The following is a 26,360-nucleotide window of genomic DNA, read 5'->3' as shown; positions in this document are numbered from 1 at the left end:
GACCAGCCCGATGACCTCCGAATACGCCATTGATGTCGTCCGCGAAGCCCTCATGCTCACGCTTCTCCTGAGCCTGCCGGTCCTCGCCATCGCCCTGATCGTCGGCCTCTCCATCTCCATCCTCCAGGCCATGACACAGATCCAGGAACAGACCCTCACCTTTGTCCCCAAAATCCTCGCCATGGGCGCCGTCACCATCATGGCCATGCCCTGGATGGCCCTCAAAATCATGGAGTTCTCCGCCAGAATGTTCTCCGGACAGGGCTGATCTCCACCCTCTGATCACAAGACATGATCGACCTCACCTGGCTCCTGATCCACGTTCCCGCCTTCGTCCTCGTCCTCGCCAGGATGACCGGGCTCTTCATCTTCGCACCCATGTTCGGCTCCAACGCAGTCCCCAGAAGCATCCGCGTCTTCTTCGCCTTCTCCTTCACCCTCGCCATCTATCCTATGCTCCTCGCCCCCGGCCGCAGCGCCGCCAGCTTCCTCAATCCCGTCATCGACAACGGCCTCGACCTCTGGGTCCTCCTCCCCCTCATTTTTCTCGAACTCCTCGTCGGCTACGTCGTCGGTTGGTGCGCCAGTCTCCCGCTCATAGGCGTCCAGATGGCCGGCCACACCATGGACCAGCAACTCGGCATGGGACTCGCGCAGGTCCTCAACCCCGAACTCGGCGAACAGTCAGGCGTCCTCGGCGAGTTCCTCTTCGTCATGGCACTCGCCCTCTTTCTGCTCATGGGCGGGCATCTCGTCCTGATCTCCATCCTCGCCGGCAGCTTCGACAAGTTCCCACCAGGCGGGTTCACGAGCTTCCAGGCCATCTTCGAACTCGCCGCCGCCTGCGTCATCCTCATCACCGAGCTCACCATGCGCGTCGCCGCTCCGCTTCTCTGCCTCATCTTCCTGGAAACCATCGCCATGGGCTTCGTTGCCCGCACCGTCCCCCAGATGAACATCCTCTCCGTCGGTTTCGCCCTCCGGATCGTCGTCGGTCTCGTCTTCATCGCCCTGATCGTCGGCACCATGGCCGCTGTCTACCAGGAAACCGCGGAACTCATCCTCAAGAAGCTCATGACCTTCGTCGCCCTCTAAAGCCAACCCACAGGACCTGAACCATGGCCGAGAGCGCCGCCGAACGAACCGAACCCGCAACACCCAAGAAGCGCCAAAAAGCCCGCGAAGACGGCAACATCGCCAAGTCCATGGACCTCACCGCCGCCGTCGCCCTTCTCCTCGGCATCGTCCTGCTCTATATCCTCGGCCGACAGATCTTCACCGGCCTCATTGACCACGTCGAACGCTCACTCAATCAGGCCTTCAGCAACAACCCCGCGCGCACCGGGGACCTCCCCGCCATGCTCCTCGACGGCATCTACGTCCTCCTCTGGCTCATCACGCCCTTCATGGCCGGACTCGCCTTCGTCGCCTTGGTCTCAACCCTCTATCAGGTTGGTCCCCTCCTCACCACCAAAGTTCTCGAACCCAAACTCAGCCGCTTCAATCTGATCAAAGGCGCGCAGCAGATGGTCAACCTCCGCGCCTTCGTCCGACTCATCCAGAGCATGGCTAAGGTCATCGCACTCCTGGGCCTTGGCGGAATCCTCGTCTACCTCGACCTCGAACAGCTCCAGCACCTCGCCCATCTCGAAGTCGCACCCGCCTTCCTCGCCGCCTCCGAACTCGCCTTCGACCTCGCTCTCAAACTCGCCATCATGCTACTGGTCCTCGGAATCCTCGACTACACCTACCAGAAGTGGCAGCACGAAGAAGACCTCAAAATGTCCAAACAGGACGTCAAAGAGGAAATGCGTTCCATGGACGGCGATCCCATGATGAAACAGCGCCGCGCCCGCGTCGCCAGACAACTCGCCATGCAACGTATCGGCCAAGCCATCCCCGGTGCCGACGTCATCGTCACCAACCCCACCCACTACGCCGTCGCCCTCCGCTACGACGCCGATACCATGAAAGCCCCCAAAGTCATCGCCAAAGGCGCCGATCTCCTCGCCATGCGCATCAGGCAACTCGCCGCCATCCACGGCGTCCCCATCCTCGAACGCAAAGAACTCGCCAGAGCCCTCTACCGCGATGTCGAACCTGGTATGGAAATCCCCGCCGAACACTACACCGCCGTCGCCGAAATCCTCGCCTACGTCTATCGACTCGCCAAACAAACCGCCTGACTCACCTCTCCACAACTCATCCACCACCAAAATCAAACCCACAGCCCACAACCGCCGATGACCCTGTAAGGTCTACCGACCCGGGTGCATGGATGCGCCTGCCAAGCAAGAGCCAAGGATGGCGAAACAACCCGCTGCACAATCCGTCGTGCCCGCATGGGTCCTCGGCCTCAAGGCCTACCAGACATTCCTCGTCCCTATCGGGTTCATCTCACTCCTCGCAGTGATCGTTGTTCCGTTGCCGCCCGCGGTCATGGACCTCCTGCTCGCCGCCAACCTCGCCATCGCCTCGCTCATCCTCATGACCACCATCTTCGTCGAGAAACCTCTCGACTTCTCCGTCTTCCCCTCGCTGCTCCTGGGCACCACCCTGCTCCGACTCGTCCTCAACATCGCCACCACCCGACTCATCCTCGGCAGCGACGCCACCACCGCTGAAGAAGCCTCCGGGGCCGCCGGCAAAGTCATCCAGGCCTTCGCCGAGTTCGTCGCCGGCTCCTCACCCGTCGTCGGGACCATCCTCTTCGTCATCCTCGTCATCGTGCAGTTCGTCGTGATCACCAAAGGTGCCACCCGAATCTCCGAGGTCGCCGCACGATTCACCCTCGACGCCATGCCGGGCAAGCAGATGGCCATCGATGCCGACCTCAACGCAGGACTCATCACCGAACAACAAGCCCGCGACAGACGCGACACCATCTCTCAGGAAGCCGACTTCTACGGGGCCATGGACGGTGCAGCCAAGTTCGTCCGAGGCGACGCCATCGCCGGCATCATCATCACCGTCGTCAACATCGTCGGCGGGTTCGCCATCGGCGTGGCCATGAAAGGTTGGACCATCGCCGAGTCCATCGACGTCTTCACGCGACTCACCATCGGCGACGGCATCGTTTCCCAGCTCCCCGCCTTCGTCATCGCCGTCGCTGCAGGCCTCATCGTCACCAGATCATCTGGACGCCAGGACCTCGGCTCCGAACTCGGCTCGCAGCTCACCTCCAAAGTCCCCGCCATCGGCATCACCGCCGGCTTCCTCGCCGTCATGGCCTTCACCGGCCTGCCCATGCTCCCCCTCCTTGTCCTCGCCATCACCTTCGGACTCACCGCCTTCCTCATCAACCGCTCCAGAATCAACACCGCCACCGAAAAAGCCTCCGAAGACAGACGCAAAGCCGCCACACCCGAACCCCAGCCCGTCGAACAGGCCATCCAGGTCGATATGCTCGAACTCGAAGTCGGCTACGGACTCGTTCGACTCGTCGATACCTCCCAAGGCGGGGACCTGCTCGACCGCATCACCGCTATCCGACGACAACTCGCCTCCGAAATGGGCATCGTCATGCCCCCCGTCCGCATCCGCGACAACATGCAGCTCCAGCCCAACGACTACAAACTCAAAATCCGTGGAAACGCCGTTGCCGAAGGACAGGTCTACCCAGGGCAGTTCCTCGCCATGGATGGCGGACTCACCACCGAAAAACTCGCCGGCACACCCACCCGCGAACCCGCCTTCGGTCTCGACGCCGTCTGGATCGAAGCCGGGCAGAAACAACACGCCGAAGCCAACAACTACACCGTCGTCGACGCCACCTCCGTCCTCGCCACACACCTCACCGAACTCGTCAAAACTCACGCCGCAGAACTTCTCACCCGCGAAGAAACCAACAGCCTCATCACCCAACTCAAAGAAAAAGCACCCAAGCTCACCGAAGAAGTCCTCGGCGGAGAAACACCCCTCGTCAAACCCGGCGAACTCCAGAAAGTCCTCCAGAACCTCCTCGCCGAGCGTGTCCCCATCCGAGACCTCGAAACCATCGTCGAAACCTTCGGCGATATCGCCGGGCGAACCAAAGACCTCGACGTCCTCACCGAATACGTCCGCAACGCACTCCGCAGAACCATCTGCCACCAATACGCCTCCTCCGAACTCGAAGAGCCCGAAGCCGCTGGCTTCTCCTCAACACCACGCTCGGTCACGCGCCTCTACTGCGTCAGCCTCGACCCCGCCCTCGAAGACCAGATCAACGGCTTTATCGAACGCTCCGCCGAAGGCACCTCGATGTCCATGCCCCCCGCGCTCGGCAACCGCATCGCCGGGGCCATCGTCACCGAACTCGAACGACTCGTTCAACTCGGACGACACCCCGTCATCCTCGCCTCCCCACAGGTTCGTGCTCAGGTCCGACGCATCGTCGAGCCCCACGTCCCCAACGCAGCCATCCTCGGCTACAACGAGGTCTCCAAAGGCGTCGAGGTCGAATCCATCGGACTCGTCGCCCTCCCCGAAACAGCCAACACGCCAAGACGTGAAGCGGAGCCCGTCGGATGATGAAGCTCAAGACCGTGCGAGCACCCAGCCTCCAAAAGGCGCTCAACCTCGTCCGCCAGGAGGTCGGCCCCGATGCCGTCGTCCTCCACACAAGACACGCTCCTCGCCGGGGACTCCTCGGCTGGCTCGGCGTACAAGCCGTCGAAGTCACCGCCGCCAATGGCCGCGATGTCGCCCTCGCTCGCGCCAAAAAGATAAAGCAAGCCCCCAAACGACCCGACCACACCCACAAAGCACCCCCCATCGCACGCTCCGCACAACGACAACGACCAGCCATCAAACAGGATGATTGGCAATCCCCGGGACCCACCGCAGACCTCATCAAACACGCCTACCACGCCGTCAAACATGATCTCCAGATCGCAAACCCCCAGCCCACCATCACCCCGCTCCCCGCCGAACCCTCAGCCCTCACCGAAGAGATGCGCCAGGTCAAAGCCGTCCTCGCACGACTCGTCCAGAAACAGGCTGCCAACGCTCCCCAAGGCGTAACCCCCTCGCTCGCCGGCCGCTACATGCAACTCATCGAGCACGAGGTCGCTGAAGAACTCGCCACCACACTCATCAACAAAGCCCATCAGGCCAACGCCACCGCCGATGACGACGAGGCCGCCAACCGCGCCATCCGCCAGGCTCTCGCGCAACTCCTCCCCGTAGGCGAAATCGAAACCGCAGACGAAAACACGCCAACCACTTCCCCCAAAATCATCGCTCTCGTTGGCCCCACCGGCGTAGGGAAAACCACCACACTCGCCAAACTCGCCACCCAGTTCGCCGTCCAGCAAAACAAAAAAGTCACCCTCATCACCATCGACACCTATCGCATCGCCGCCGTCGATCAGCTCCGCACCTACGCCGATATACTCGGCCTCAAACTCGAAGTCGTCCAGAAGCCCGAACACATGACGGAGGCCGTCCAGCGCAACCAGGACGCCGATGTCATCCTCATCGACACCGCAGGACGCTCCCCCCGCGACGCCAACCGCATCGCCGAACTCGCCCGATTCGTCCACGCCGCCAAGCCCCACCAGACCCACCTTGTCCTCGCCTGCACCGCCAACCAACGCTCCATGCTCGACACCAATGAACGCTTTTCGCCGCTCAGCCCCACCCACGTCATCTTTACAAAAATCGATGAAGCAGTAAGCTTCGGCACTCTGATCAATGTTTTAACCACAACCAAACACCGCTTGAGCTACATCACCACGGGACAGGAAGTCCCACACGACATCGAGGCAGCAACCCCAGAACGCCTCGCCGACCTCATGCTCATCGGACAGGGCGGGAAGACCGGATGTTGACCGACCAGGCCCAGGCTCTCCGACAACTCGTCAACGGGGCTCATCAGGAACCCGTACCCCAGCCCGCCACGGGACTCACCCGCGCCATCGCCATCGCTTCCGGCAAAGGCGGCGTCGGGAAAACCACACTCTCCGTCAACCTCGCCGTAGCCCTCTCCAGACTCGGTCGCCGCGTCATCCTCCTCGACGCCGACCTCGGCACCGCCAACGCTGATGTCCTCTGCCAAGTCCGACCCGGACCCTCTCTCGCCCACGTCGTTGCAGGACGATGCGACCTCGACGATGTCCTCGTCGAAGCCCCAGGCGGGTTCTGGCTCATCCCCGGCGCCTCCGGGCTCGCCTCCATGGCCAGCCTCACCGAAGCCCAGCGCCAACGAATCATCGCCCAACTCAAAGCCGTCGAAGCCGACGCTGACCTCCTCCTCATCGACCTCGGCGCAGGCGTCTCGCCCAACGTCCTGAGCTTCGCCCTCGCCGCCGATCAGGTCCTCGTCGTCACAACACCCGAACCCACCGCCATCACCGACGCCTACGCACTCGTCAAAACACTCTCACGCGAAAACCCAAACCACGCCCTCCGCGTCGCCGTCAACATGTGCCGCTCCGAAGCCGAAGCCAAAAAAGTCTACGACCGCATCAGCCAGGTCGCTCAACGATTCGTTGGCGTAACACCCAGCTACGCCGGTCACCTCGTCTACGACCCCAAAGTCGCTCTCTCCGTCATGCGCCGCACACCCTTCATGCTCGATCGACCCGGCTCCGGTCCCTCCGCCTGCCTCAACCAACTCGCACACCGACTCGACCGCTTCGGCGCCACCATGACCGACGCCGGATTCTTCGGCAGAATCGCGAACTGGTGGACGCCAACAGCAGGCACAACGCGCGCCGAATAACTGTTTCGATGACCACAACACCTTGTGGTGACTCCGATTCACCGGCTACCCCCGAAAGACAACTGGCATTTTGAACGATTTCCCCCCTTGCCAAGCCAGCCTATCTTGGTATCCTCTGAAATGATCGCGAAGGATCGCGACCGCGTACGTTAAGGATGACATCTCGTGCCAGACCGCATCTTGGCAGCTTGTTTCGGACTTGTCGGCTTCGCAGCCGCAGCCGCTATCGGCATGATCGCTGGCAACGATCCCATCACCATCATCACCCGCGCACTCATCGTCATGTTCGCCTGCTGGTTCATCGGCAGAGCCTGCGGCGCGATCTCCATGATCGGCGTCCGAGAATACCTCGATCAACACAACCAAAACAACCCAATTCCTTCCGACATCGATCTCGAAGACATCACACCGAATCAAGACGAAGAACAGACAGCCAGGCCCGCGTTGTAAATCATGACTCACTTTTAGGGGTGGCTCTCGCTGGAGGGACCCAGCGAAGCGACAAACAGGTCAAGGAGCAGACCGAATGGCCGCGATGAAAAGAGCAACGACCAACAACCGCGCCGCGCGCGATGAAGAAATCCGCGAACTCTGGATCGAGTACAAGGCAGGACCGACCGAGCTGATGCGAAATCAACTCGTCGAAACCTACCTCCACCTCGTCAAGTACAACGCAGAACGCATCCATGCCAAACTCCCCGACGAAGTTGATGTCGAGGACCTCATGTCCGTAGGCGTCTTCGGCCTCATGGACGCCATCGACGCCTTCGATCTCGACCGAGGCGTCAAGTTTGAAACCTACTGCGCACCCCGCATCCGCGGAGCTATCCTCGACGAACTCCGCTCCATGGACTGGGTCCCCCGCCTCGTCCGACAACGCACCTCCCAGTACGAACGCGCCGCAAGACAAATCCAGAAAGAAACCGGTAGACCCGCCACCAAACCCGAAGTCGCTGAGCGCCTCGGCGTCGACGATGAAGAGTTCGACAAAATCCAGAAAGACGCAGGCGCCACCACCATGGTCTCACTCTCACGCAAATACTTCGAGACCGACTCCAACAAAGACGTCCGCGAAATCGACGTCCTCGAAGATGTCCGACAGGTCAACCCCTTCAAAGCCGTCCAGAAACGCGACCTCAAAGGCCTCATCACCAAAGGCCTCTCCCGCGCTGAACGACTCATCATCATCCTCTACTACTACGAGGAGATGACCATGAAAGAGATCGGCATGACCCTCGACCTCTCCGAATCCCGCGTCTCCCAGATGCACTCCTCCATTCTCGCAAGGCTCAAAGCCCAACTCCAGCACCGCGCCACCGACCTCCAGGCCGAAGTCACCTGAACTCGCTATAATGTCATTCACATAAGTGCCCCCCCCGCAGCCGGGCTGATGCCGACCGCAAGGTTGTCCAGCCCGGCCTTTTTATGCGCACTCGGTTGTCTAGATTCCTGGGTGCCACAGGGCAGTCCCGATGCACATCGGGATGCTCTGTGCTAGGCCAACAGCAGACATGGGTGGCCGGGGTCCAGCGCAGCTGGCCCCCGGCCACATACCCCACCGGCCCACACCCTCACCCCCACCCATTACCATCCCCAAACCATGAACCTCACCAAAACCATTACCGCCGACATCCAACATGCCGCCGCCACCGCCTTTGGCGACGCCCACGCCAACATCGACCCCATCCTCAAACCCTCATCCAACCCCAAGTTCGGCGACCTCCAGGCCAACCTCGCCATGGCCCTCGCCAAACAACTCAACCAGCCCCCACACAAAGTCGCCGAACAACTCACCGCCAACCTCAACGCCCCCTGGGCCCAGGCCATCGACATCGCCGGCCCTGGCTTCATCAACATCACCCTCACACCCGACGCCGTCGCCGCCGCCCTCACCACCCTCCGCGATGACCCCCACCTCGCCGTCACCCAGCGACCCCACGACCCCGTCGTCATCGACTACTCCGCCCCCAACGTCGCCAAGGAAATGCACGTCGGCCACCTCCGTTCCACCGTCATAGGCGACGCCCTCGCCCGCATGCTCACCTTCGCCGGCCGCAACGTCATCCGACAAAACCACCTCGGCGACTGGGGCACTCAGTTCGGCATGCTCATCGAAAACCTCATCGACGCCGAAAAAACTTCAGACAACCCCAACGCCACTGCAGCCGGAGTCGCCGAACTCAACACCTTCTACAAACAAGCCAAAGAACGCTTCGACGCCGAACCCGATTTCGCCAACCGAGCCCGCCAACGCGTCGTCGCCCTCCAGGCCGGCGACCCCGACACCCTCGACCGCTGGCAACAACTCATCGACCTCTCCAAAACCTACTTCGCCAACGTCTACGACCGACTTGATGTCCTCCTCACCGAAGACGACATCCACGCCGAATCCTTCTACAACGACCAGCTCGCAAACACCCTCGACCGCTTCGACCAGGCTGGCCAACTCAAAGAATCCCAGGGCGCCACCGTCATCTACCCCGATGGCTTTACCGACCGCGACGACAACCCCATGCCCATGATCGTCCGCAAGTCCGATGGCGGGTTCCTCTACGCCACCACCGACCTCGCCGCCGCCCTCTACCGCATCGAAAATATCCGCGCAAAACAAATCGTCTACGTCACCGACTCCCGCCAGTCCGCTCACTTCGCCATGCTCTTCCAGGCACTCAAACAGGCCAACCTCATCCCCGACCACACCCAACTCGACCACGTCTCCTTCGGCACCGTCCTCGGACCCGACCGCAAACCCTTCAAGTCCCGCTCCGGCGAAACCATCAAACTCATCGACCTCATCGACGAAGCCCAGCAACGCGCCGCCGACGCCGTCGCCACCAAAAACCCAGACCTCACCCCCGAACAACGCAACGAAGTCGCCACCGTCGTAGGCGTCGGCGCCCTCAAATACGCCGACCTCTCAAACGACCGCATCAAAGACTACGTCTTCGACTGGGACCGCATGCTCGCCCTCGAAGGCAACACCGCCCCCTACCTCATCTACTCCTACGTCCGCATCCAATCCATCTTCCGCAAAGGCAACATCAACCCCGTGTCTCTCAAAGACGCACCCATCACCATCACCGAAGCAGATGAAAAAAGCCTCGCCCTCCACCTCCTCCGCTTCCCCGAGACCTTCGACGGCAGCCTCGACGCCCTCGAACCCCACCGCCTCTGCACCTACGCCTACGAACTCGCCGCCCGCTTCCACCGCTTCTTCGAACACTGCCCCGTCCTCAAAGCCCCCGACGAACAAACAAAAACCTCCCGCCTCGCCCTCTGCCACCTCACCGCCCACACCCTCAAAACCACCCTCAACCTCCTCGGCATCAACACCGTCGAACAGATGTGAGTCAATCGACGACGAGCCCGGAACGGAAGTTCCGGGGCCACAGAACCAATACCTCACCAGTGAGCCTGGTCGTGTCGGCCCGGATTTTTACTTGGCCTCAGACGCCTCACGCACGACAATCAAACCATGCGCAACGTCAGGCATCACCATTTCGTCGATGTCATCACGTTTTTCGCCTTCCTCACGGTCACCCTGATCGTCATCCCCGGCCTATTCCCTCACGGAAGCGATGTCGAGTGGTTTCTGGCGATGAACCTCGCCTTCCTCGCCTTCACCTGGATCCCACGCCCCTTCGACCGCCTCACCTCACGCTTCTACCTCGGACTCCACTTTACGCTCCTCCTCCTCCTCCTCTTGGCAATCGGCGTTCTATTCTCAGAAAGCTCCAACTGATCGCTTCTCCTCTCTACTTTCCCCTCTCTCCTCTCTAACATGCGCAGCATGTTAACCACCGCCCTAAAAGACTGGTCCGCCATCACCACCCTCCTCGCCCAGGGCCACGTCTGCCTCACCCTCCGCAAAGGCGGGATCCACGAACCCTCAGGCCCAGGCGTCTTCGAACTCGAACACTCACAGTTCCTCCTCTACCCCGCCTTCGAACACCAGAAACCCGAAGGCCTCCGCGAAGACCTCCGCCACCTCGTCGACGCCACCCCAATCCCTGAACCACAACAGATCACCCTCACCGCCTGGGCACAGGCCGCCGCCATCCACCCCGTCCCCGACCGAGCCCTCCTCGATCCCCTCCGCGACCTCCTCCCCTGGTCCGACGCCATGATCAACATGCGCTTCGACTACAAACCCGACCGCCCCGTCTACGCCGTCCTCCTCCGCGTCGTGCGATTGCCGTCCCCTGTGGAGGGCGTCACCAACCACCCCGAATACCGCGGCTGCCGCTCTTGGGTCCCCCTCCGACCCGAACACGAAACCATCCCACCCACCGGCATCCCAGCCCTCACCGAAACCCAACTCGCCGAAGCCCTCACCCGCCTCGAAGCGACCCTCCAGCCCTGATTCAAGAAAACCTCGCTTCTATCACCCCGCCTGTTAGACTCAACCACTCACGCAAACAACCGCTTGGAGAAAGCCCGCCATGCCCGCCCGCGCCATCACCACCACGCTCGCCCTCCTCACCCTCACCACCTCCGCCCAAGCCAACCTAACCTACGAGTTCATCGGCCGCAGCTTCTTCTTCGACGCCGTCGGCCCCTCCTCCGGCACCATCACCTTCGCCGAAAGCATCGGCGCCGGCGACACCGCCTCGACCGCCGACATCATCGCCTTCGACTTCACCCACTCCTTCGATGGCACTAACTTCGTCAGCTTCAACATCGACAACGGCGACATCCTCACCGCCAACTTCAACGGCCCCACCATCGCCGACGACCTCAGCACCATCGTCTCCGGCGGCTTCAACGTCATCAATAACACCGACGACACACGCCTCCGCATGGTCGCCAATCAGGGCACCATTAACGATAACTACCTCATCGACAGCCCCGCCTTGTCCGCCAACGGAGCCCTTGGCGGCGCCTTCGGCGGGTGGGTTCTTGTCGAAGGACCCTCCCTCCCTGGCGACTTCGACAACTCCGGCATCCTCGACGCGGCAGACCTCGACCTCCTCGCCAACGAAATCATCAACCAACCCGCCACTCCCGACCCCGACTTCGATCTCGACAACTCCGGCACACTCGACCCCGCCGACCTCACCTTCTGGATCACCTCCCTCTACGGCACCCTCCCAGGCGACACCAACCTCGACTTCGAAGTCGACCTCATCGACCTCTCCGCCCTCGCCTCCAACTTCGGCTCCACCGCCGGCTGGGCAGGCGGCAACTTCAACGCCGACACCAACGTCGATCTCATCGACCTCTCCATCCTCGCCACCAACTTCGGCCAAACCCCGCCTTCCATCCCCGAACCCGCCTCCCTCGCCCTCCTCGGCCTCCTCGCTCTCACCCGCCGCCGCTGAGTCACCCTCAACCTGGGGTGGCCGGGGTCATGACGCCCAAGGCGTCTGACCCCGGAACCATCACCGGGCCGTGTCAGTTCTCGCCTCCACCCAAACCCTTCCCCTCACCCACCCCACCTGCTAACCTGAACCCTTCAGGAGCAAGAGATGAAACCCCTCACCACCGCCGCCTACCTCGCACTACTCATCACACCCGTTGCCACCGCGGGGGGGGCCACCGTCGACTTCGCCGCCACAGGCGTCAACGACGCCGCCAACGACGACTTCTTTCAGATCAACTTCACCACCGGCAACCCCTCCGACTTCATCGCTCAGATCGTCTACACCCTCCCAGGCGGAACCTTCGACCTCGACGGCTTTGCCGCACCCTACCTCGGCACTCTCTCCGGCCTGTTGTCCACCGACATCACCTTCTCACCCACCCTCGGCTCCGCGACAAGCACCTCTTCCCTCACCCTCACCTTCGCCCCCGGCTCCTTCGCCGTCGGCGACACCCTCGCCTTCGGCATCGACATCGACGGCTACGGCAGCCCCATCGACGGCTCCGCCCTCTCAACCAATAACGCCCTCGTCACCCTCACCCTCGAAGACACCCTCTCCGCCTCCGACACCTTCACCCTCGACCCCAACAACGCCGACACCGCCCTCGCCTCCATCTTCATCCAGACCGTCCCCACCCCAGCCGCCGCCGTCTCCGGACTCACCCTCCTCGCCCTCCTCACCGCCCGCCGCCGCTGAACAACCAAAATAACTCGCTCGGGTGCCACAGGGCAGTTCGGTCTTCCGAATGCCCTGTGCTTCAACTCAAGACCACCATCAACGCTCAAGAGCGACCCGCCCCAAACTCCAATTCAGACGATCAGTCATTTCATCCCCCGATCAAAACTACAACCCCGACGCGTCCCGCGACTCCGATTCCTCCCGCGTCGTCGGCAGGTGAATCCCGCACTCCTGCTTCAACCCCCCGAACCGACCCGCCCGCTCATCCTCTCCCGCCGTGATCGGCCGCGTCGAGTGCACATCACCGATCGACGCGTAACCCTGCTCGACCAACGGGTGATAAGGCAGATCGTGATCCGTCAGGTAGTCATGCACCTGCTTGGTCGTCCACGACAGAATCGGGTGAACCTTCACCACCCCGTCCTGCGCACCCAGCGCCCTCAGCGACGCCCGCGTGTCCGACTGCTTCGCCCGCAACCCCGCGAACCACGCCGTCGCCCCAAGCTCCCGAAGCGCCCGCCGCATCGGCTCCACCTTGAACACCTCGTGGTAAGCGTCCAGCCCCTCAACCCCCTCCTCCCACGTCTTCCCATGCACCGCCTCATACCGCGCAGGCGTCATCGCCGGGCTAAACACCTTCAGATTCAGCCCCAAGCGCTCCGTCAGCTCCGCCGCAAAACGGTACGTCTCCGGAAACAGATACCCCGTATCCACCCACACCACCGGGATCTCCGGCAGCACCCGCGTCACCAGATGCAGCATCACCGCCGACTGCGCCCCGAAACTCGAACTCAGCACCAGCCCCACCCCGAACCGCTCACCCGCCCAACGTACGATCGCCTCCGCCGACTTGCCCTCCAGACCCGCGTTCGCGACATCCAGATCAAGTTCACGGCCAGTCTCAGGATCCAACGTGCTGCTCTCTATCATCTCATCAACTCAGGTCAGGACGGAACGCGCCGGGGACATAATAGGCCAACGGCATCACAAGGCGTAACATTCCAGATCACACCAGCCGTCACACCGAAAGCAGGACCAACCCCCTCGTGACCGCCGACCTCTACATCGCCCTCGGCTCCAACCTCGGCGACCGCTCCGCCCACCTCGCCGCAGCCCGCGCCGCCATCGGCCGCTGGCCGATGACCGCCCTCGTGCGCACCAGCCGCGTCTTCGAGACCTCTCCAGTCGGCCCCCCCGGCCAGGGCCCCTATCTCAATCAGGCCCTGCACGTGCGCACAGAGCTCCGCATTTCAGGCCTCATCCGTCACGTTTGGTTGACGCAGGAGACCAACGGACGGCCGCTTTTGCCCCCAAACGAGGCCGAAAAATGGGGCCCCAGGACCCTCGATATCGACCTCCTGCTCTACAACGACCTCATCCACCACGACCCCGACCTCACCCTCCCCCACCCACGCCTCCACGAGCGACCCTTCGTCCTCGCCCCCCTCGCTGAACTCGCCCCCGACCTCATCCACCCTATCCTCAAACGCTCCATCGCCGACCTCCACGCCGCCGTCGGCAACGAAGGCATCATCGCTATCTTCCCCCAAGACGAGCACCAGCAAGCGCTTACGGAGAAGCGGCCGTGACCGCCAGCAACCCACCAGCGGCACCCGCGGCCAAGGCAGGGGGGGTGGGGCGGGTGGTCGTCAATGAGATTTTCTGGTCCATCCAGGGCGAGTCCACCCGCGCTGGCCTCCCCTGCCTCTTCATCCGCCTCATGGGCTGCCACCTCCGTTGCACCTACTGCGACACCGAATACGCCTTCCACGAAGGCGGAAAAATGACCTTCGACCAGGTCCTCGACCGCGCAAATCAAGTATCAGGCAGCTCTTACAACCTCGTCGAGCTCACGGGTGGGGAACCCCTCCTCCAGCCCGGCTGCAATCCGCTCATGACCCGACTCGCCGACCTCGGCAAGACCGTCCTCCTCGAAACCTCCGGCGCCTGCTCCCTCCAGAATGTCGACCCCCGCGTCATCAAAATCATGGACCTCAAAACCCCCGGCTCCGGTGAAGCCGACCGCAACCTCTGGTCAAACCTCGATTTACTCACATCCCAAGACGAGATCAAGTTCGTCCTCACCTCGCGCGAAGACTACGAATGGGCCCGCGCCGCCATCGCCGAGCACCACCTCGCCACCCGGGTCGCAGCCATCCTTATGAGCCCCGTCGCCCCCATGAAACCCGGCCTCGAAATCGTCGGCTGCCCCGGGCTCAACCCCGACCACCTCGCCGCCTGGATCCTCGAAGACCACCTCCCCGTCCGCATGCAGATGCAGATGCACAAACAGATCTGGGACCCGATGGCCCGCGGGGTCTGACTCTGTAAATGCCATCTGATAAGGTCTTTGCGCCATGCACATCACCCTCACCAAAACCATCGACTTCGAGTCCGCACACTGGCTGCCAACCTTCCCCGTAGGCCACAAGTGCCGCCGAATGCACGGCCACTCCTTTAAGGTCGATGTCCTGCTCTCCGGTCAAGTCGACCCCAAACTCGGCTACCTCCGGGACTTCGGCGAGGTCAAAGCCCTCCTCGAACCCATCAAAACGGCCCTTGATCACCGCGTCCTCAACGAAATCGAAGGCCTCGACAACCCCACCGCCGAGATGCTCGCCAAATGGGTCTACGACCGGCTCAAGGATGACCTGCCCGAACTCGATCGCGTCCGTGTCCGTGAGACCTGCACCAGCTCCGCCGAGTACGCCGGCTCCTGACCCTTAATCCATCAGATTCAAAGACTTGCAGTGCTCCACCAGCACCGCAAGCTGCTCCTCTAACGCCGACTTCCGCCGCGCTTTACCAGCCTCAGGCTCCATCACCGCAAAGTGCCGCTGGAGTCGCAAACGCAGGTAGCGCTCGAACGGGGCCGGGTTGACCGCCGTCGGGTGGAACGGGTCATAAGCATCAAATGCTTCAGACAGGTCCGTCAGGCCCAGGTCCAGCAGGTCCAGCAACCCAAGCGGACCCGCGTCATCACTCACCGCCAGGTGCTGCGACGCCAGCGTCATCAGCCGCCCCGGCTGAGCCCGCAGGACCAGCACCCGCAACTCGTCAGCCTGTCGAAGCATGCGCTCCAGCCGATCCAGCTCTCCGGTTCTCGGCCGCGCCGGGTCCAGTTCATCCCGCAACCCCGCCGCCGTCGCCAGCAGCCGATGCAGATAACCGATCAGCGCCTGCTCACTCACCCGCGTCAGCGGGGCCCTCGTAAACACCCGCTGCAGACCATCCGGCCACGCCACCATTCCCGCCGACGCCCTAACGGCTGAGCCATAAACAGCTTTCGGCACCGCCACCTCCCCATCAAACGCCCGCGCCCCCTCCGATCGCTTAATCAACACCCCCTTCGCCTCCCGCACCCGCTCCGCCTGCACCACCCGATACACCGACGACCGGCTCCGCCCGAACCGCTCCGCCAGCACCGCCGGACTCACCCCCATCCGATGTGCCCGCGCCATCAGCCGCCGACCCCGAGCATCCAGCTTCCCAACCCCTTTGACACGCTTGGCCTTGCTGGCAGCATCCTGCCTCGGAGGAGGTAGCGTCTCCACCAGCTCCCGCACCAGCCGCCGCCGCAGCGTCTCCGCCGGCCGACCCATCTTGCCCGCCACAAAACGAGCTAGCCTGTTCGCGCTCACCCGCGCGCGACTCCGAATTTTAAGCGCGCGCACGACCGCCTCGGCCAAATCCGCCTCCGCCCATCGCCCGTGCGTCCCCGCGAGATCGAGCCGATGCCCGTGATCCTGCTCAAAACGCTCGACCGCCGTCAGGGGGTACACCGTCAGCGCCTGCCCCTCACGCGCCACCTGCCAGCGCCACCGCAGGCCCAGCCGCCGGTAGCGATCCAGCGTTTTCAGGCTCACCCTCCACCGCGTCGCCAGCTCCTTGGGCCGCAGCACCAGCTCATCCGAACCCGGCACCGGCGTGATCCGCGACAGCGCATCAATCATCAGTCGCAGGTCCGGCAGGATCGCATCGCCCAGCAGCAGCGTCGGGTTGTCATCCTCCCGCCGGTAACCCGTGATCTGGAACACCAGAAAATCCAGCGGGTACGCCCGCTCCGATTCGATCGAATCGTGCAGGCCTTCCAGCCGCTGCACCTGCACCAGCCGCCGCGGGGCCGGCGCACGCACCAACTGACCCAGCAGGTCCTGCAACGGCGAGCAGCGAAAGGTCTGATTCAAGCGGCGCGGCATCGTGCCCTATTAGAACAGGTGAACGCCCCGCCATCGTCTCAAACCGCTACGCGATCGATCGTAATCAACTCATCGCGGAACCGCTCAATCGCCGTCAGGTCTTCCGCAGTAATCCGGTAATGCAGGACCTCGGTCATATAGCGGAGCGCCAGGTCAGGCTGCCAACCTTTATCCCTCGCGGCCCGAGTCGCCAGCGGCTCGATGTCGGCAAGGTTCGCATCGAGCAGCGACGCGAGGGTCTGGGGTAGGTCATGGAGGTCAGTGGTCCGTCGAGCCATCCAGATGGCGAACACGAAAGGCAGGCCGGTCTTTCGGAGCCAGGCGTCGCCTAGGTCGAGGGTGTGCGGATAGAGGTCCGCTGGTGGCGGGGCGGTGATGACCTTGTCGCCGATCAGGAGTGCGGCGTCTGCCTCCAGCTGAGCAAGGTTGGTGTTGCGGAAATCAGCCGGGATGAGTTTGAGCGGGTGCGGGGAGTGATCGGGCCAGAGGACGCGCAGGAGGTTGACCGAGGTGTGGGAGTCGGTGTCAGCGGCGACAACTGAGCATTCCTTCAGCGGCTTGCGGGCGAAGAGCTTGACCGTGTGGGTCGGTCCGTGGCAAGCGATTCCGCCCACGGGGATCGGGACCAGGTCAGCGTCGGAGCGGAAGAGATCAACGACCGGGCACAGCGCGATGTCGAACCGGCCGGACTCCAGCCCGGCGAGCAGGGCCGAAGGCACATCGAGATGCAGACGGGTGTCGGGGTCACGCCGCTCGAGACCGGCGATGAGCGGGACCGAGTTGAGGTAGCTGACGCAGCCGACGTGGAGGGTGGGATGGGGCATAGCTAGCTGAATACTAGGTTGGGAGACCCGGTGAGGTGCTGCTGGCGTGCCGCGCTCGTCTTGATGGGGTTCGCGGCGGCGATGGGCTTAGATTCGTAAGATGCGGGGATGGTTGAGACAGATTCGAATGAGATGCCGACGGCGCAGGTCCTGCTGGTGGATGACGAGGAAGACCACGCTGAGGTGATGGCCGAGGCGCTCCGGCGGATGGGGCACGTCTGCACGCTGGTGCACGACCGGGCGACGGCGGAAGACGAGCTGAAGCACGGGCAGTTTGACCTAATCGTCACGGACCTGGTCATGGATCGTGACGACGACGGCATGAAGGTGCTGGAGGTCGCGCGGATGAGTCAGCCGCAGGCCGAAACCATCATGGTGACGGCGCATGGCGACGTGCCGACCGCCAAGGGAGCGATCCGGGGCGGGGCGTTTGATTTTATTGAAAAGCCGCTAGACCTCGATGTCTTCCGGACGCTGTGTACCAATGCGCTGCGGACGGTCTTCTTACGAGCACAGAACACAGACCTGCACCAGCGATTGGACGAGAAGTTCGGGTTTGAGGGGATCGTCGGGTCGTCCGCGGGGATCCGTCAGGTGATCACGAGGCTCCGGCAGGTGGCCCCGACGACGATCCCAGTGCTGATTCTCGGCGAGTCGGGTACGGGCAAGGAGCTGGTGGCGCAGGCGGTGCACAACAACTCGAAGCGGGCGCGTAAGACGTTTGTCCCGCTGAACTGCGCGGGGCTAAGCGAGTCGATTCTTGAGGATGAGCTATTCGGTCACGTTCGCGGCGCGTTCACGGGCGCGGATAAGGAGCGGCAGGGGCGGTTTGAGTACGCCGATGGCGGGACGCTATTCCTTGACGAGGTGGGGGACATGCCGCTGGCGATGCAGGCGAAGCTGCTGCGGGTGCTTGAATCGGGCGAGGTGGTTCGGTTGGGGTCGAACGAGACCAAGCATGTTGACGTGCGGCTGGTATCCGCGACGAACCGGGACCTGGCGGAGCTGGTCAAGAAGGGGGAGTTCCGCGAGGACCTGTATTTCCGGATCAAGGGGGCGGACGTGACGCTGCCGGCGCTGCGCGAGCGGCGGGAGGATGTTCCGGTGCTGGTGCGGCATTTTGTCGAGCGGTTCTCCAAGGAGTACGAGCGCAAGACGCCTGAAGTGGCGGAGGACGTGATGCTGGCATTGTCGCAGTACGGCTGGCCGGGCAACGTGCGGCAGCTAATTAACGTGGTGCAGAACCTGCTGGTGATCACGGAAGGCGATCGGATCGAGCCGCGGCATCTGCCGAGTGAGATCCGGCCGGCGGGCGCGGGTGAGGAGGGCGGGGTGGCGATCGACCCGAGCGGGATGAGCCTGGATCAGATCGAGAAGCGGGCGATCCGCGAGGCACTACGCGTCACGGGCGGGAACCGCGAGCAGGCGGCGAAGGCGCTGGGGATCGGCGAGCGCACGCTGTATCGGAAGTTGAAGGAGTATGGGCTGAAGTGAAGCATCCACGCATCGGTCACGGTTTTGATCTGCATCGGCTGGAAGCGGGGCTCCCACTGGTGGTGGGGGGTGTGCGGCTTGAGCATGATCGGGGGTGTGCGGCGCACTCGGATGGGGATGTGGTGTATCACGCGGTGACGGATGCGGTGCTGGGGGCGTTGGGGCAGGAGGATATTGGGCAGTTGTTCCCGGATACGGACGCGGCGTGGAAGGGGGCGGACTCGCGGGTGTTTGTCGAGGAGGCGGCGCGGCGGATGCGTGAGGCGGGGTACCGGGTGGGGAATCTGGATGTGACGGTGGTGCTGCAGCGGCCGAAGCTGTCTCCGCATAAGGCGGGAGTCCGGGCGAATCTGGCAGGGCTGCTGGGAGCGGACTTGGGGAATGTGAATCTCAAGGGCAAGACGCACGAGGAGGTTGATGCGGTCGGTGAGAACCGGGCGATCGCCTGTCATGTGGTGGTGTTGTTGGTCGCCAGCGAAGCTTAGTAAGACGGATCGATGAGGCCGGTGGTGGGGCGGTCGCTGGCGTCTTTGATGATCCTGGCGGGGATGCCGGCGACGGTGACGCCATCGGGCACATCGGAGGTGACGATGGCCCCGGCACCGATGGCGGACTCGGTGCCGATGGTGATGCCGGGGAGGACTCGGGCACCGATGCCGATGAGGGACCTGGGGCCGACGCGGACTCCGCCAGCGAGGATGGCTCCGGGGCCGATGTGGGCAAAATCGCCGATGGTGCAGTCGTGCTCGACGATGGCTCCGGAGTTGATGATGACAGCGGTGCCGATTTCAGACTGGCTGTGGATGATGGCTCTTGGGCCGATGTAGGTGGCGGGGCCGAAGCTGGATGTGGGGCTGATGGAGGCCTCGGGGTGGGCGACGACGAGGAGGTTGTGTCCGAGTTGGAGGACACGTTCGGTGGCGGCTACGCGGCTGCAGTTGCGGCCGATACCCAGAGCGATGGCGCAGTTATCAGGAAGGCCGTCGAAGGGGAGGATGGGGCGGTCGTCGCTGGCGACACCTTGTTTTTTGTCATCGACGTAGACGATGTCGGCCTGTGGCCAGCGGAGTTGCGCGGCTTCGGCGACGACCCCGCCATGGCCACCGGCACCGTAGATCGCGATGTTGAGAGGGATGAGTCCGACCATGGTTTACCTAGGCTTCTTCCCCTGTGAAACCAGCTTAAGTTATCGGTAAGCGGGGTATGGCAGATAAGAGATTCGTCGGCAATGGGCGGGAAGACGCGTTTTCGGGCTCTTCCGGGCAGCCTTGACGGCGGGCCTATGGAGCGTCATGATACATAGCTCGCTCCAGCGCACCAAGATAGGGTTTATCACCATGGCTAATACCATCGCTCCCGGCACACAGGTGCTGGTCAAGATCACCAAGCAGCCCACGAATGATGCTGCTCGCAAGACGCTGATCCGTGTCCTGAGCAAGGATCCGGAGATCGCGGAGCACACCAAGCGTCAGCGTCGGGCCCGTGATCGGCACAACCAGCCGCACGCCCGCGGTGGTCGGACGTGGATCATCCGCATTCCTAAGAAGCAGCAGGTTCGGGCTCTGCCGGGCGAGCACGGCAAGGTTCTGGCGACGGTGGATGTGCTGCGTGATCTGGCTTCGGTCGAGCGCTTTGTCGAGGTGACACCAGCCTGATCGGCGGGTCTGTTTTTCATTAATCACTGATTTTCTTCAAGGCTCGGCGTGATGACGCCGGGCCTTGCTCTCTACACTATGGGCATGGGTATGAATCTTTCTGACCGGATCCTGAGCCAGGCCCCTTCTCCGGATGACTATGTGCGGCGGAAGAAGCCGGACTGGCTGCGGGCTCGTTTGCCCGGGGGGCCGGGTTTTCAGCGGGTGCGGGCACTGGTCGAGGAGCACGGGTTGCATACGGTGTGTTCGTCGGCGAAGTGCCCGAATCTTGGGGAGTGCTGGTCGCGGGGGACGGCGACGCTGATGATTCTGGGGGATGTGTGCACGCGGTCGTGCGGCTTTTGTCACATCAAGACGGGCAAGCCGCCTGAGTACGACGTCGATGAGCCCCGACGGGTGGGGGAGGTGGCGGAGATTCTGAAGCTGCGTCACATCGTGGTGACGTCGGTGAATCGTGATGAGTTGCCCGATGGCGGGGCGGCGATCTGGGCGGAGACGATTCGGGAGATCCGGAGGCGGTCGCCGGGGACGCAGGTGGAGGTGCTGATCCCGGATTTTGAAGGGGATTGGGACGCGTTGCAGCTGGTGCTGGATGAGCGTCCGGAGATCTTGAATCACAATCTGGAGACGGTGCCTCGGCTGTACCCGGCGGTGCGTCCGCAGGCGAAGTATCGGAGGTCCCTGGAGTTGCTGAGGCGGGGTAAGGAGCAGGGTCTGACGGTCAAGACGGGGATCATGGTGGGGATTGGCGAGGAGGATGTGGAGGTTCATCAGCTCATCGAGGATTTGGTTGATGCGGTTCGGGTGCCGGGAGTGTCGGGGTCGACTGAGGGAACGGATCGTGACCCGATGGCGATTCCTGATCCGTGGCGGGAACTGGCTTCTGGAGATGAGTGGCGTTTGGGGCCTGTGGCGGCGATTTCGGCTCAGCCGAGGGCTGGTGAGGCGTCTTTTCCGGCGGCGACCTATCCGGGGGTGCATGAGACGTGTGATGTGCTGACGATCGGGCAGTATTTGCAGCCGACGAGGGGGCATCTGCCGATCTCGCGGTGGGTGACGCCGGAGCAGTTTGCCGATTTTGCCCGTTTTGGGAAAGAGGCGGGGTTGCGGCACGTCGAGAGCGGGCCGCTGGTGCGATCGAGCTACCATGCTGAGGAGCAGGCGTTGCAGTTGGGTTGAGGCTTGGTAGGGCTGTTGGGTGTGTGGGACGTTGCCGGGTCAGGGGTGTTCGGGTACATTTCTCGGTTCGCCGCGTGGTCCGGCTTTTGGACCCAGCCCCGGAGCGACTCCGCCGGGGTGACCGGACCGCGCTTAACTCAGGAGCCGAATGATGTCGGATGCGTCGCAGGTTTTATACGAAGCGTTGATTCTCGCGGATCAGGGGGCTGTCGCCAGTGATTTTGGCGGGGTGGTGGATCACCTTAAGGGTCTGCTGGACCGGGCCGAGGCGGACGTGATTGTTCTGCGCAAGTGGGACGAGCGTCGTCTGGCTTACACGATTAACGGTCAGAAGCGTGGGACGTTTTTCCTGGCGTTGTTCCGTGCTCACCCGAGCAAGCTGATTGGCTTTGAGCGTGACTGCAAGCTGTCGGAGCTAGTGATCCGTCAGATGGTGCTCAAGGCTGATTACATGGGCGAGACGGAGATCGAACTCGCCAAGCAGGAAGCCGAGGGGGCGACGGAGACCGAGGCTAAGTTGCGTGATCGTCATGAAGATGGCCCGCGGTCGCCCGCTGAGGCGTTGGCGGTTCAGGCCAAGCCGGTGTCATCCGATGAAGCGCCTGCCGTCGAAGTGTCTGCCGAAGAAGTGCCCGCGACAGACACTAAAGAGCAGAGCTAATCTGCAACTGAGTCATGCCTTTTGGGCATGTTCCTGATGCGCTGATGACAGGAGGTCGATGATGGCCAGCTTTAACCGTGTGGTGCTGATGGGGAACCTGACCAGGGACCCTGAGATGCGGATGCTGCCGAGCAATACGCCGGTTGTTGATATCGGCCTGGCCGTGAACGAGCGGTATCGTGAGGGGAGCACGGGGGAGTGGAAAGAGCGGGCGAACTTCATCGACTGCACGGCGTTTGGCCGGACGGCGGAGAACATCAGCAAGTTCTTCGGCAAGGGTCGCCCGATTCTCATCGAGGGCAAGCTGCGGTGGGAGTCGTGGGAAGATAAAGAAGGCAACAAGCGATCGAAGGTGAAGGTCGTGATCGACAGCTTCGAGTTTGTTGGTCCTCGTGATGGTCAGGGTGGTGGCCAGGGCGGCGGGGGAGGCGGCGGTGGCTATGAGGGTCGTCGTTCGAGCCAGCCAGCGAGTTCGTCGCGGGGTGGATCGACGTATGACCCCGACGGGCGTGGGCACGAGCCGATCCCTGAGGACGATATCCCGTTTTGATGATTTTTGTGTTCGGGCTGATGTGGCCCGGCGTGCTGGTGTACCGGTCGATGGTTTGATGACCGACGCCTAACTCTAACGACCGCCTGTCGGCGGACGGAGGACACCATGAAGCAGGTGCAACTGCTGCTGTTGGAGAGTGTGGACAATCTTGGTCTGGTGGGTGATGTGGTGAAGGTGAAGGCGGGCTTTGCCCGGAACTTCCTGCTGCCGCGCGGTTATGCGGAGCCGCCTACGGATGAGAAGATCGCCGCGTTGGCGGAGAAGCGTGCTCAGGCGCAGGCCGAGCAGGAGCGTGTCCGTGGCGAGCAGGAAGCTCTGATCGAGAAGCTCAACGAGTTTGAGATCAGCATCGAGCGTGCGGCGAATGATCAGGGTGTGTTGTTTGGCGGCGTGTCGCAGCACGAGATCGCCCAGGCGTTGCGGGATGCGGGCCACGCTGTCGAGGATCGGCACGTGCGGATTGGCACGCAGATCAAGCGGATCGACACGTACCACATCCCGATCTGGCTCAACAAGGACCTCAAGACCGAGGTGACGCTGCAGGTGCTTTCTGATCGGCCCATGGACCTCGACGAAGAGGTCGAAGAGGCTCAGGAGCAGGGTGCGGGGGAGAAGGCTGAGGAAGTGGCAGAGGAGAAGGCTGAGGCCTGAAGCGGAAGCCATTGGAGTTGAACTTAGAGCACCCCGTCCGTGATGGCGGGGTGTTTTTGTTTTTTCAGATTGCTGTGACGCTTAAGCCCGTTCGACCTTGCCGGTGGCGAGGCGTGGGGCAGGGGCCTGCTGGTCGGTGGCGTTTTTCTCGGGGTACTTGATGCGGCCGTGGTACATGGCCTGGAGGGTTTTGGTGATGGACTTCTCGATGGTGGAGAGGTCCTGGAGGGTGAGGGAGCACTCGTCGAACTGGCCATCGTTGAGACGTTTGGAGGCCATGGTGTGGACGAGTTGCTCGAGTCGGACGGGGGTGGGTTCGGTCATGGCTCGGGCGGCGCCTTCGATGCCGTCGCAGAGGAGCATGATGGCGGCTTCTCGGGTTTGGGGTTTGGGACCGGGGTAGCGGAACTCGAACTCGGAGGTTGTTTCGCCTGACATCTCGGATTTCTTCTTGGCGGCGTGGAAGAAGTATTCGACGAGGGTGGTGCCGTGGTGGGATTCGATGAACTGGCGGACGGGGGTGGGTAGTCGATACTCCTTGGCCATCTCGATGCCGTCTTTGACGTGCCCGACGATGATGAGCAGGCTCATCGCGGGGGAGAGTTTGTCGTGGCGGTTGGGTCCGTTGGCCTGGTTCTCGATGAAGTACTGGGGCTTGTGGATTTTTCCGATGTCGTGGTACATCGCGCCGACGCGGGAGAGCAGGCCGTCGGCACCGATGGCTTCGGCAGCGGACTCGACCATGTCAGCGATGCGGAGGGAGTGCTGGTAGGTGCCAGGCGCTTCCTGGGCGAGGCGCTGGAGGAGAGGATGGGAGGCGTCGTTGAGTTCTTTGAGCGTCATGGCGGTGGTGACGCTGAAGAGTTTTTCGATCTGGGGGAGGAAGCTCTGGGCGACGACGCCAGCGAGGGCGATGCCCAGCCCGCCACAGACGGTGAGACCGGCGATGGTGTTGAGGGCTTCGGGGAGAGCGAGGTCGTTTTCTGCGAATCCGACGAGGGCGGTCATGGCGGCCATGGCGACCCCACCGTAGAGACCGGCGCGGACAATGGCGGAGCGGTGGCGGACTTCGCGGAGGAGGGCGATGGCGGTGCCAGCGGCGGCGAGGAGGGCGGCGGCTTCGGCGAGGGAGAGCTTGAGGCTTAGGCCGATAAGGGCGATCTGAACGATCGAGGCGGCGAGGGCGAAGCGCTGTCCATAAACAAGGGCGAGGATGATGGCGGAGGTCCCGCTGGCCAGTGCTGTGACGATGATGATGGCGTAGCTGTTGGCGTTGAGGAAGACGGCGAGGGCGGGGATGATCTGACAGACAAGGATAAGGGAGACGAGTCCGAGTCCGCGGAGGGGGTTGCGGCGGACGCGTTCTTTGAAGGAGAAGACGTAGAACCAGAGGCAGGTGGCGATGAAGGTCGTGATGCCGAGGGTGCCGAGGGTCACAAGCCAGCCAGCCCAGATCGGCGCAAGTTCCCGGTAGCGGGCTCGCTCGCTCTGGATGAGGTGGAGGTTTTCGGCGTTAAGTTCTTTGCCTGCGGGAACGAGAACCTGTTGGGCTGCGTACTGATCGATCTGGGGCGAGGCGGAGTCTCGGGCGGCTTCGCGTCGTTCGGCGGTGAGTATCTCGTCGTGGAGGTAGGTGGGGCGGAGTCTCTGGATGACAAGATTCATCACGGGGCGTCGGAGTGCGGGGTCGAGGTCGCGGGCGGCGCTGAGGATGGCTGCTTGGATCTGCTCGGTGTTGGTCACGGGTAGCAGGTCGTAGTAATAGCCACGCTGTTCGGCGATGGAGGAAGCTTCTGGGTCGGGGTGGAGGATGGTCAGCCGGCCCTGGTTGTTCTGTTCGGTGGCGAAGCGTTCTTCGCTAACGATTGCTCGGGTGTAGAGGCGGCTGAGGAAGGTACGGATCAGGTTTTCCCACTGCTGCTGGCCATCGGGTCTGGAGGCGTAGTCGGCCAGTCGGTCGAGGGCTTCATCGGTGAGGTTGTAGGGGCGTGGCGCGTCCTGCTGGGCGGGTTCGATGAGGGAGGGGAAGACGGAGAGTTCTTCACGGAGTTGTTCGAGCAGGTCGGTGTCGGGGGCGTAGACGCTGGGGACGGCATTGGCTGCGTTGAGTCGTCGGCGTTCGGTAGCGTCGATGTTAAGGACCTGAAACGCGACGCGGGAGATGATGGGCTCGGCGGTTCGTGCTCCGATGTAGACGCCGACGTATTGGCGCGCCGACAGGGCGATGAGGCCCGAGAAGATGCCCATGCCGAGGGCGAAGATGATGGCCCATGTAACCTGTTTGTCGCGCATGGCTCCTACGAAACCGATGCGCTCGCGCGTGACGGCCTTACGGACTTCTCTTCTTCGTGCGGTGGACTGACGGGCCATGGGCCAGAGGGGCTCCGTGCTTCGGGG

At 62.8% G+C, this 26,360-nt stretch carries 28 protein-coding genes; 23 read left to right on the top strand and 5 right to left on the bottom strand.

What is annotated here, in order from left to right:
- Window positions 1-10 precede the first annotated feature (10 nt).
- The 13 genes from fliQ (at window position 11) to RIG82_01195 (ending at window position 12,765) form a co-directional block, all read left to right on the top strand.
- Window positions 11-268 carry a flagellar biosynthesis protein FliQ gene (fliQ, locus tag RIG82_01255; GenBank protein ID MEQ9459565.1) on the top strand — a complete coding sequence of 86 codons (258 nt, stop codon included), beginning with the start codon at window positions 11-13 and terminating at the stop codon, window positions 266-268.
- 23 nt (window positions 269-291) lie between these two features.
- The gene (locus RIG82_01250) at window positions 292-1,095 is read left to right on the top strand and encodes a flagellar biosynthetic protein FliR (protein MEQ9459564.1); all 804 of its coding nucleotides are present in this window, start codon (window positions 292-294) and stop codon (window positions 1,093-1,095) included.
- Window positions 1,096-1,118: 23 nt separating this feature from the next.
- Window positions 1,119-2,186 carry a flagellar biosynthesis protein FlhB gene (gene flhB / locus RIG82_01245; protein ID MEQ9459563.1) on the top strand — a complete coding sequence of 356 codons (1,068 nt, stop codon included), beginning with the start codon at window positions 1,119-1,121 and terminating at the stop codon, window positions 2,184-2,186.
- A gap of 118 nt (window positions 2,187-2,304) precedes the next feature.
- Window positions 2,305-4,512, top strand: coding sequence for a flagellar biosynthesis protein FlhA (gene flhA, locus RIG82_01240; GenBank protein MEQ9459562.1), 2,208 nt, complete (start codon window positions 2,305-2,307; stop codon window positions 4,510-4,512).
- Window positions 4,509-5,813, top strand: a complete 1,305-nt coding sequence (flhF, locus tag RIG82_01235; GenBank protein MEQ9459561.1) for a flagellar biosynthesis protein FlhF — start codon at window positions 4,509-4,511, stop codon at window positions 5,811-5,813. The genes flhA and flhF overlap by 4 nt, the downstream gene beginning before the upstream one ends.
- Complete coding sequence (locus tag RIG82_01230) at window positions 5,807-6,706, top strand: MinD/ParA family protein (GenBank protein MEQ9459560.1); 900 nt, start codon at window positions 5,807-5,809, stop codon at window positions 6,704-6,706. The genes flhF and RIG82_01230 overlap by 7 nt, the downstream gene beginning before the upstream one ends.
- Window positions 6,707-6,871: 165 nt before the next feature.
- The gene (locus RIG82_01225; GenBank protein MEQ9459559.1) at window positions 6,872-7,156 is read left to right on the top strand and encodes a hypothetical protein; all 285 of its coding nucleotides are present in this window, start codon (window positions 6,872-6,874) and stop codon (window positions 7,154-7,156) included.
- A 76-nt stretch (window positions 7,157-7,232) separates the two neighbouring features.
- Entirely contained in the window at window positions 7,233-8,048 is an 816-nt protein-coding gene (locus RIG82_01220) for a FliA/WhiG family RNA polymerase sigma factor (GenBank protein ID MEQ9459558.1), read from the top strand.
- 258 nt (window positions 8,049-8,306) lie between these two features.
- Window positions 8,307-10,055: an arginine--tRNA ligase gene (argS, locus tag RIG82_01215; GenBank protein ID MEQ9459557.1), complete on the top strand. Its 1,749-nt coding sequence runs from the start codon at window positions 8,307-8,309 to the stop codon at window positions 10,053-10,055.
- 126 nt (window positions 10,056-10,181) lie between these two features.
- Window positions 10,182-10,448, top strand: a complete 267-nt coding sequence (locus RIG82_01210) for a hypothetical protein (protein ID MEQ9459556.1) — start codon at window positions 10,182-10,184, stop codon at window positions 10,446-10,448.
- Between the two features lie 48 nt (window positions 10,449-10,496).
- Window positions 10,497-11,069, top strand: a complete 573-nt coding sequence (locus tag RIG82_01205; protein MEQ9459555.1) for a DUF1802 family protein — start codon at window positions 10,497-10,499, stop codon at window positions 11,067-11,069.
- 79 nt (window positions 11,070-11,148) lie between these two features.
- Window positions 11,149-12,027 (top strand): hypothetical protein, encoded by an 879-nt coding sequence (locus RIG82_01200; protein MEQ9459554.1) that lies wholly within the window; start codon window positions 11,149-11,151, stop codon window positions 12,025-12,027.
- A 147-nt stretch (window positions 12,028-12,174) separates the two neighbouring features.
- Window positions 12,175-12,765: a hypothetical protein gene (locus RIG82_01195; GenBank protein ID MEQ9459553.1), complete on the top strand. Its 591-nt coding sequence runs from the start codon at window positions 12,175-12,177 to the stop codon at window positions 12,763-12,765.
- A 147-nt stretch (window positions 12,766-12,912) separates the two neighbouring features.
- Here RIG82_01195 and RIG82_01190 read toward each other — a convergent pair whose 3' ends face one another.
- The gene (locus RIG82_01190) at window positions 12,913-13,677 is read right to left on the bottom strand and encodes a phosphoadenylyl-sulfate reductase (GenBank protein MEQ9459552.1); all 765 of its coding nucleotides are present in this window, start codon (window positions 13,675-13,677) and stop codon (window positions 12,913-12,915) included.
- Between the two features lie 116 nt (window positions 13,678-13,793).
- Between RIG82_01190 and folK the strand changes: the two genes are divergently transcribed.
- The 3 genes from folK to queD are packed head-to-tail and all read left to right on the top strand — an operon-like array spanning window position 13,794 to window position 15,467.
- Entirely contained in the window at window positions 13,794-14,336 is a 543-nt protein-coding gene (folK, locus tag RIG82_01185; GenBank protein ID MEQ9459551.1) for a 2-amino-4-hydroxy-6-hydroxymethyldihydropteridine diphosphokinase, read from the top strand.
- On the top strand, window positions 14,333-15,070 hold the full coding sequence (locus RIG82_01180; protein MEQ9459550.1) for a radical SAM protein: 738 nt from the start codon (window positions 14,333-14,335) through the stop codon (window positions 15,068-15,070). The genes folK and RIG82_01180 overlap by 4 nt, the downstream gene beginning before the upstream one ends.
- Window positions 15,071-15,104: 34 nt before the next feature.
- Window positions 15,105-15,467, top strand: a complete 363-nt coding sequence (gene queD / locus RIG82_01175) for a 6-carboxytetrahydropterin synthase QueD (GenBank protein ID MEQ9459549.1) — start codon at window positions 15,105-15,107, stop codon at window positions 15,465-15,467.
- 3 nt (window positions 15,468-15,470) lie between these two features.
- Here the strand turns inward: queD and RIG82_01170 are convergent, their stop codons facing one another.
- Window positions 15,471-16,934 carry a hypothetical protein gene (locus RIG82_01170; GenBank protein MEQ9459548.1) on the bottom strand — a complete coding sequence of 488 codons (1,464 nt, stop codon included), beginning with the start codon at window positions 16,932-16,934 and terminating at the stop codon, window positions 15,471-15,473.
- Window positions 16,935-16,984: 50 nt separating this feature from the next.
- Window positions 16,985-17,770 (bottom strand): menaquinone biosynthesis protein, encoded by a 786-nt coding sequence (locus RIG82_01165; protein ID MEQ9459547.1) that lies wholly within the window; start codon window positions 17,768-17,770, stop codon window positions 16,985-16,987.
- A 108-nt stretch (window positions 17,771-17,878) separates the two neighbouring features.
- On the opposite strand from RIG82_01165, the gene RIG82_01160 reads away from it, so the two are divergent.
- Entirely contained in the window at window positions 17,879-19,264 is a 1,386-nt protein-coding gene (locus tag RIG82_01160) for a sigma-54 dependent transcriptional regulator (GenBank protein ID MEQ9459546.1), read from the top strand.
- Window positions 19,261-19,749: a 2-C-methyl-D-erythritol 2,4-cyclodiphosphate synthase gene (ispF, locus tag RIG82_01155; GenBank protein MEQ9459545.1), complete on the top strand. Its 489-nt coding sequence runs from the start codon at window positions 19,261-19,263 to the stop codon at window positions 19,747-19,749. The genes RIG82_01160 and ispF overlap by 4 nt, the downstream gene beginning before the upstream one ends.
- On the opposite strand, the gene RIG82_01150 is transcribed toward ispF, so the two are convergent.
- Window positions 19,746-20,411 (bottom strand): NeuD/PglB/VioB family sugar acetyltransferase, encoded by a 666-nt coding sequence (locus tag RIG82_01150; GenBank protein ID MEQ9459544.1) that lies wholly within the window; start codon window positions 20,409-20,411, stop codon window positions 19,746-19,748. The two genes, ispF and RIG82_01150, sit on opposite strands and share 4 nt — an antisense overlap.
- A gap of 190 nt (window positions 20,412-20,601) precedes the next feature.
- On the opposite strand from RIG82_01150, the gene RIG82_01145 reads away from it, so the two are divergent.
- The 5 genes from RIG82_01145 (at window position 20,602) to rplI (ending at window position 23,963) form a co-directional block, all read left to right on the top strand.
- Window positions 20,602-20,919 carry a hypothetical protein gene (locus RIG82_01145; GenBank protein MEQ9459543.1) on the top strand — a complete coding sequence of 106 codons (318 nt, stop codon included), beginning with the start codon at window positions 20,602-20,604 and terminating at the stop codon, window positions 20,917-20,919.
- An 84-nt stretch (window positions 20,920-21,003) separates the two neighbouring features.
- Window positions 21,004-22,098 (top strand): lipoyl synthase, encoded by a 1,095-nt coding sequence (locus RIG82_01140; GenBank protein MEQ9459542.1) that lies wholly within the window; start codon window positions 21,004-21,006, stop codon window positions 22,096-22,098.
- Window positions 22,099-22,249: 151 nt separating this feature from the next.
- Window positions 22,250-22,759 (top strand): 30S ribosomal protein S6, encoded by a 510-nt coding sequence (rpsF, locus tag RIG82_01135; protein ID MEQ9459541.1) that lies wholly within the window; start codon window positions 22,250-22,252, stop codon window positions 22,757-22,759.
- Between the two features lie 61 nt (window positions 22,760-22,820).
- Entirely contained in the window at window positions 22,821-23,309 is a 489-nt protein-coding gene (gene ssb / locus RIG82_01130) for a single-stranded DNA-binding protein (GenBank protein MEQ9459540.1), read from the top strand.
- 108 nt (window positions 23,310-23,417) lie between these two features.
- On the top strand, window positions 23,418-23,963 hold the full coding sequence (rplI, locus tag RIG82_01125; protein ID MEQ9459539.1) for a 50S ribosomal protein L9: 546 nt from the start codon (window positions 23,418-23,420) through the stop codon (window positions 23,961-23,963).
- A gap of 81 nt (window positions 23,964-24,044) precedes the next feature.
- On the opposite strand, the gene RIG82_01120 is transcribed toward rplI, so the two are convergent.
- A complete protein-coding gene (locus RIG82_01120) occupies window positions 24,045-26,333 on the bottom strand; it encodes an HDIG domain-containing protein (protein MEQ9459538.1) in 2,289 nt (762 codons plus the stop codon).
- Window positions 26,334-26,360 lie beyond the last annotated feature (27 nt).

The sequence above is a fragment of the Phycisphaeraceae bacterium genome, from assembly GCA_040222855.1.
Taxonomy (GTDB): domain Bacteria; phylum Planctomycetota; class Phycisphaerae; order Phycisphaerales; family Phycisphaeraceae; genus Mucisphaera.
The sequence above is the reverse complement of the archived record's forward strand: the minus strand, read 5'-3'. Positions and strand labels throughout refer to the sequence as shown.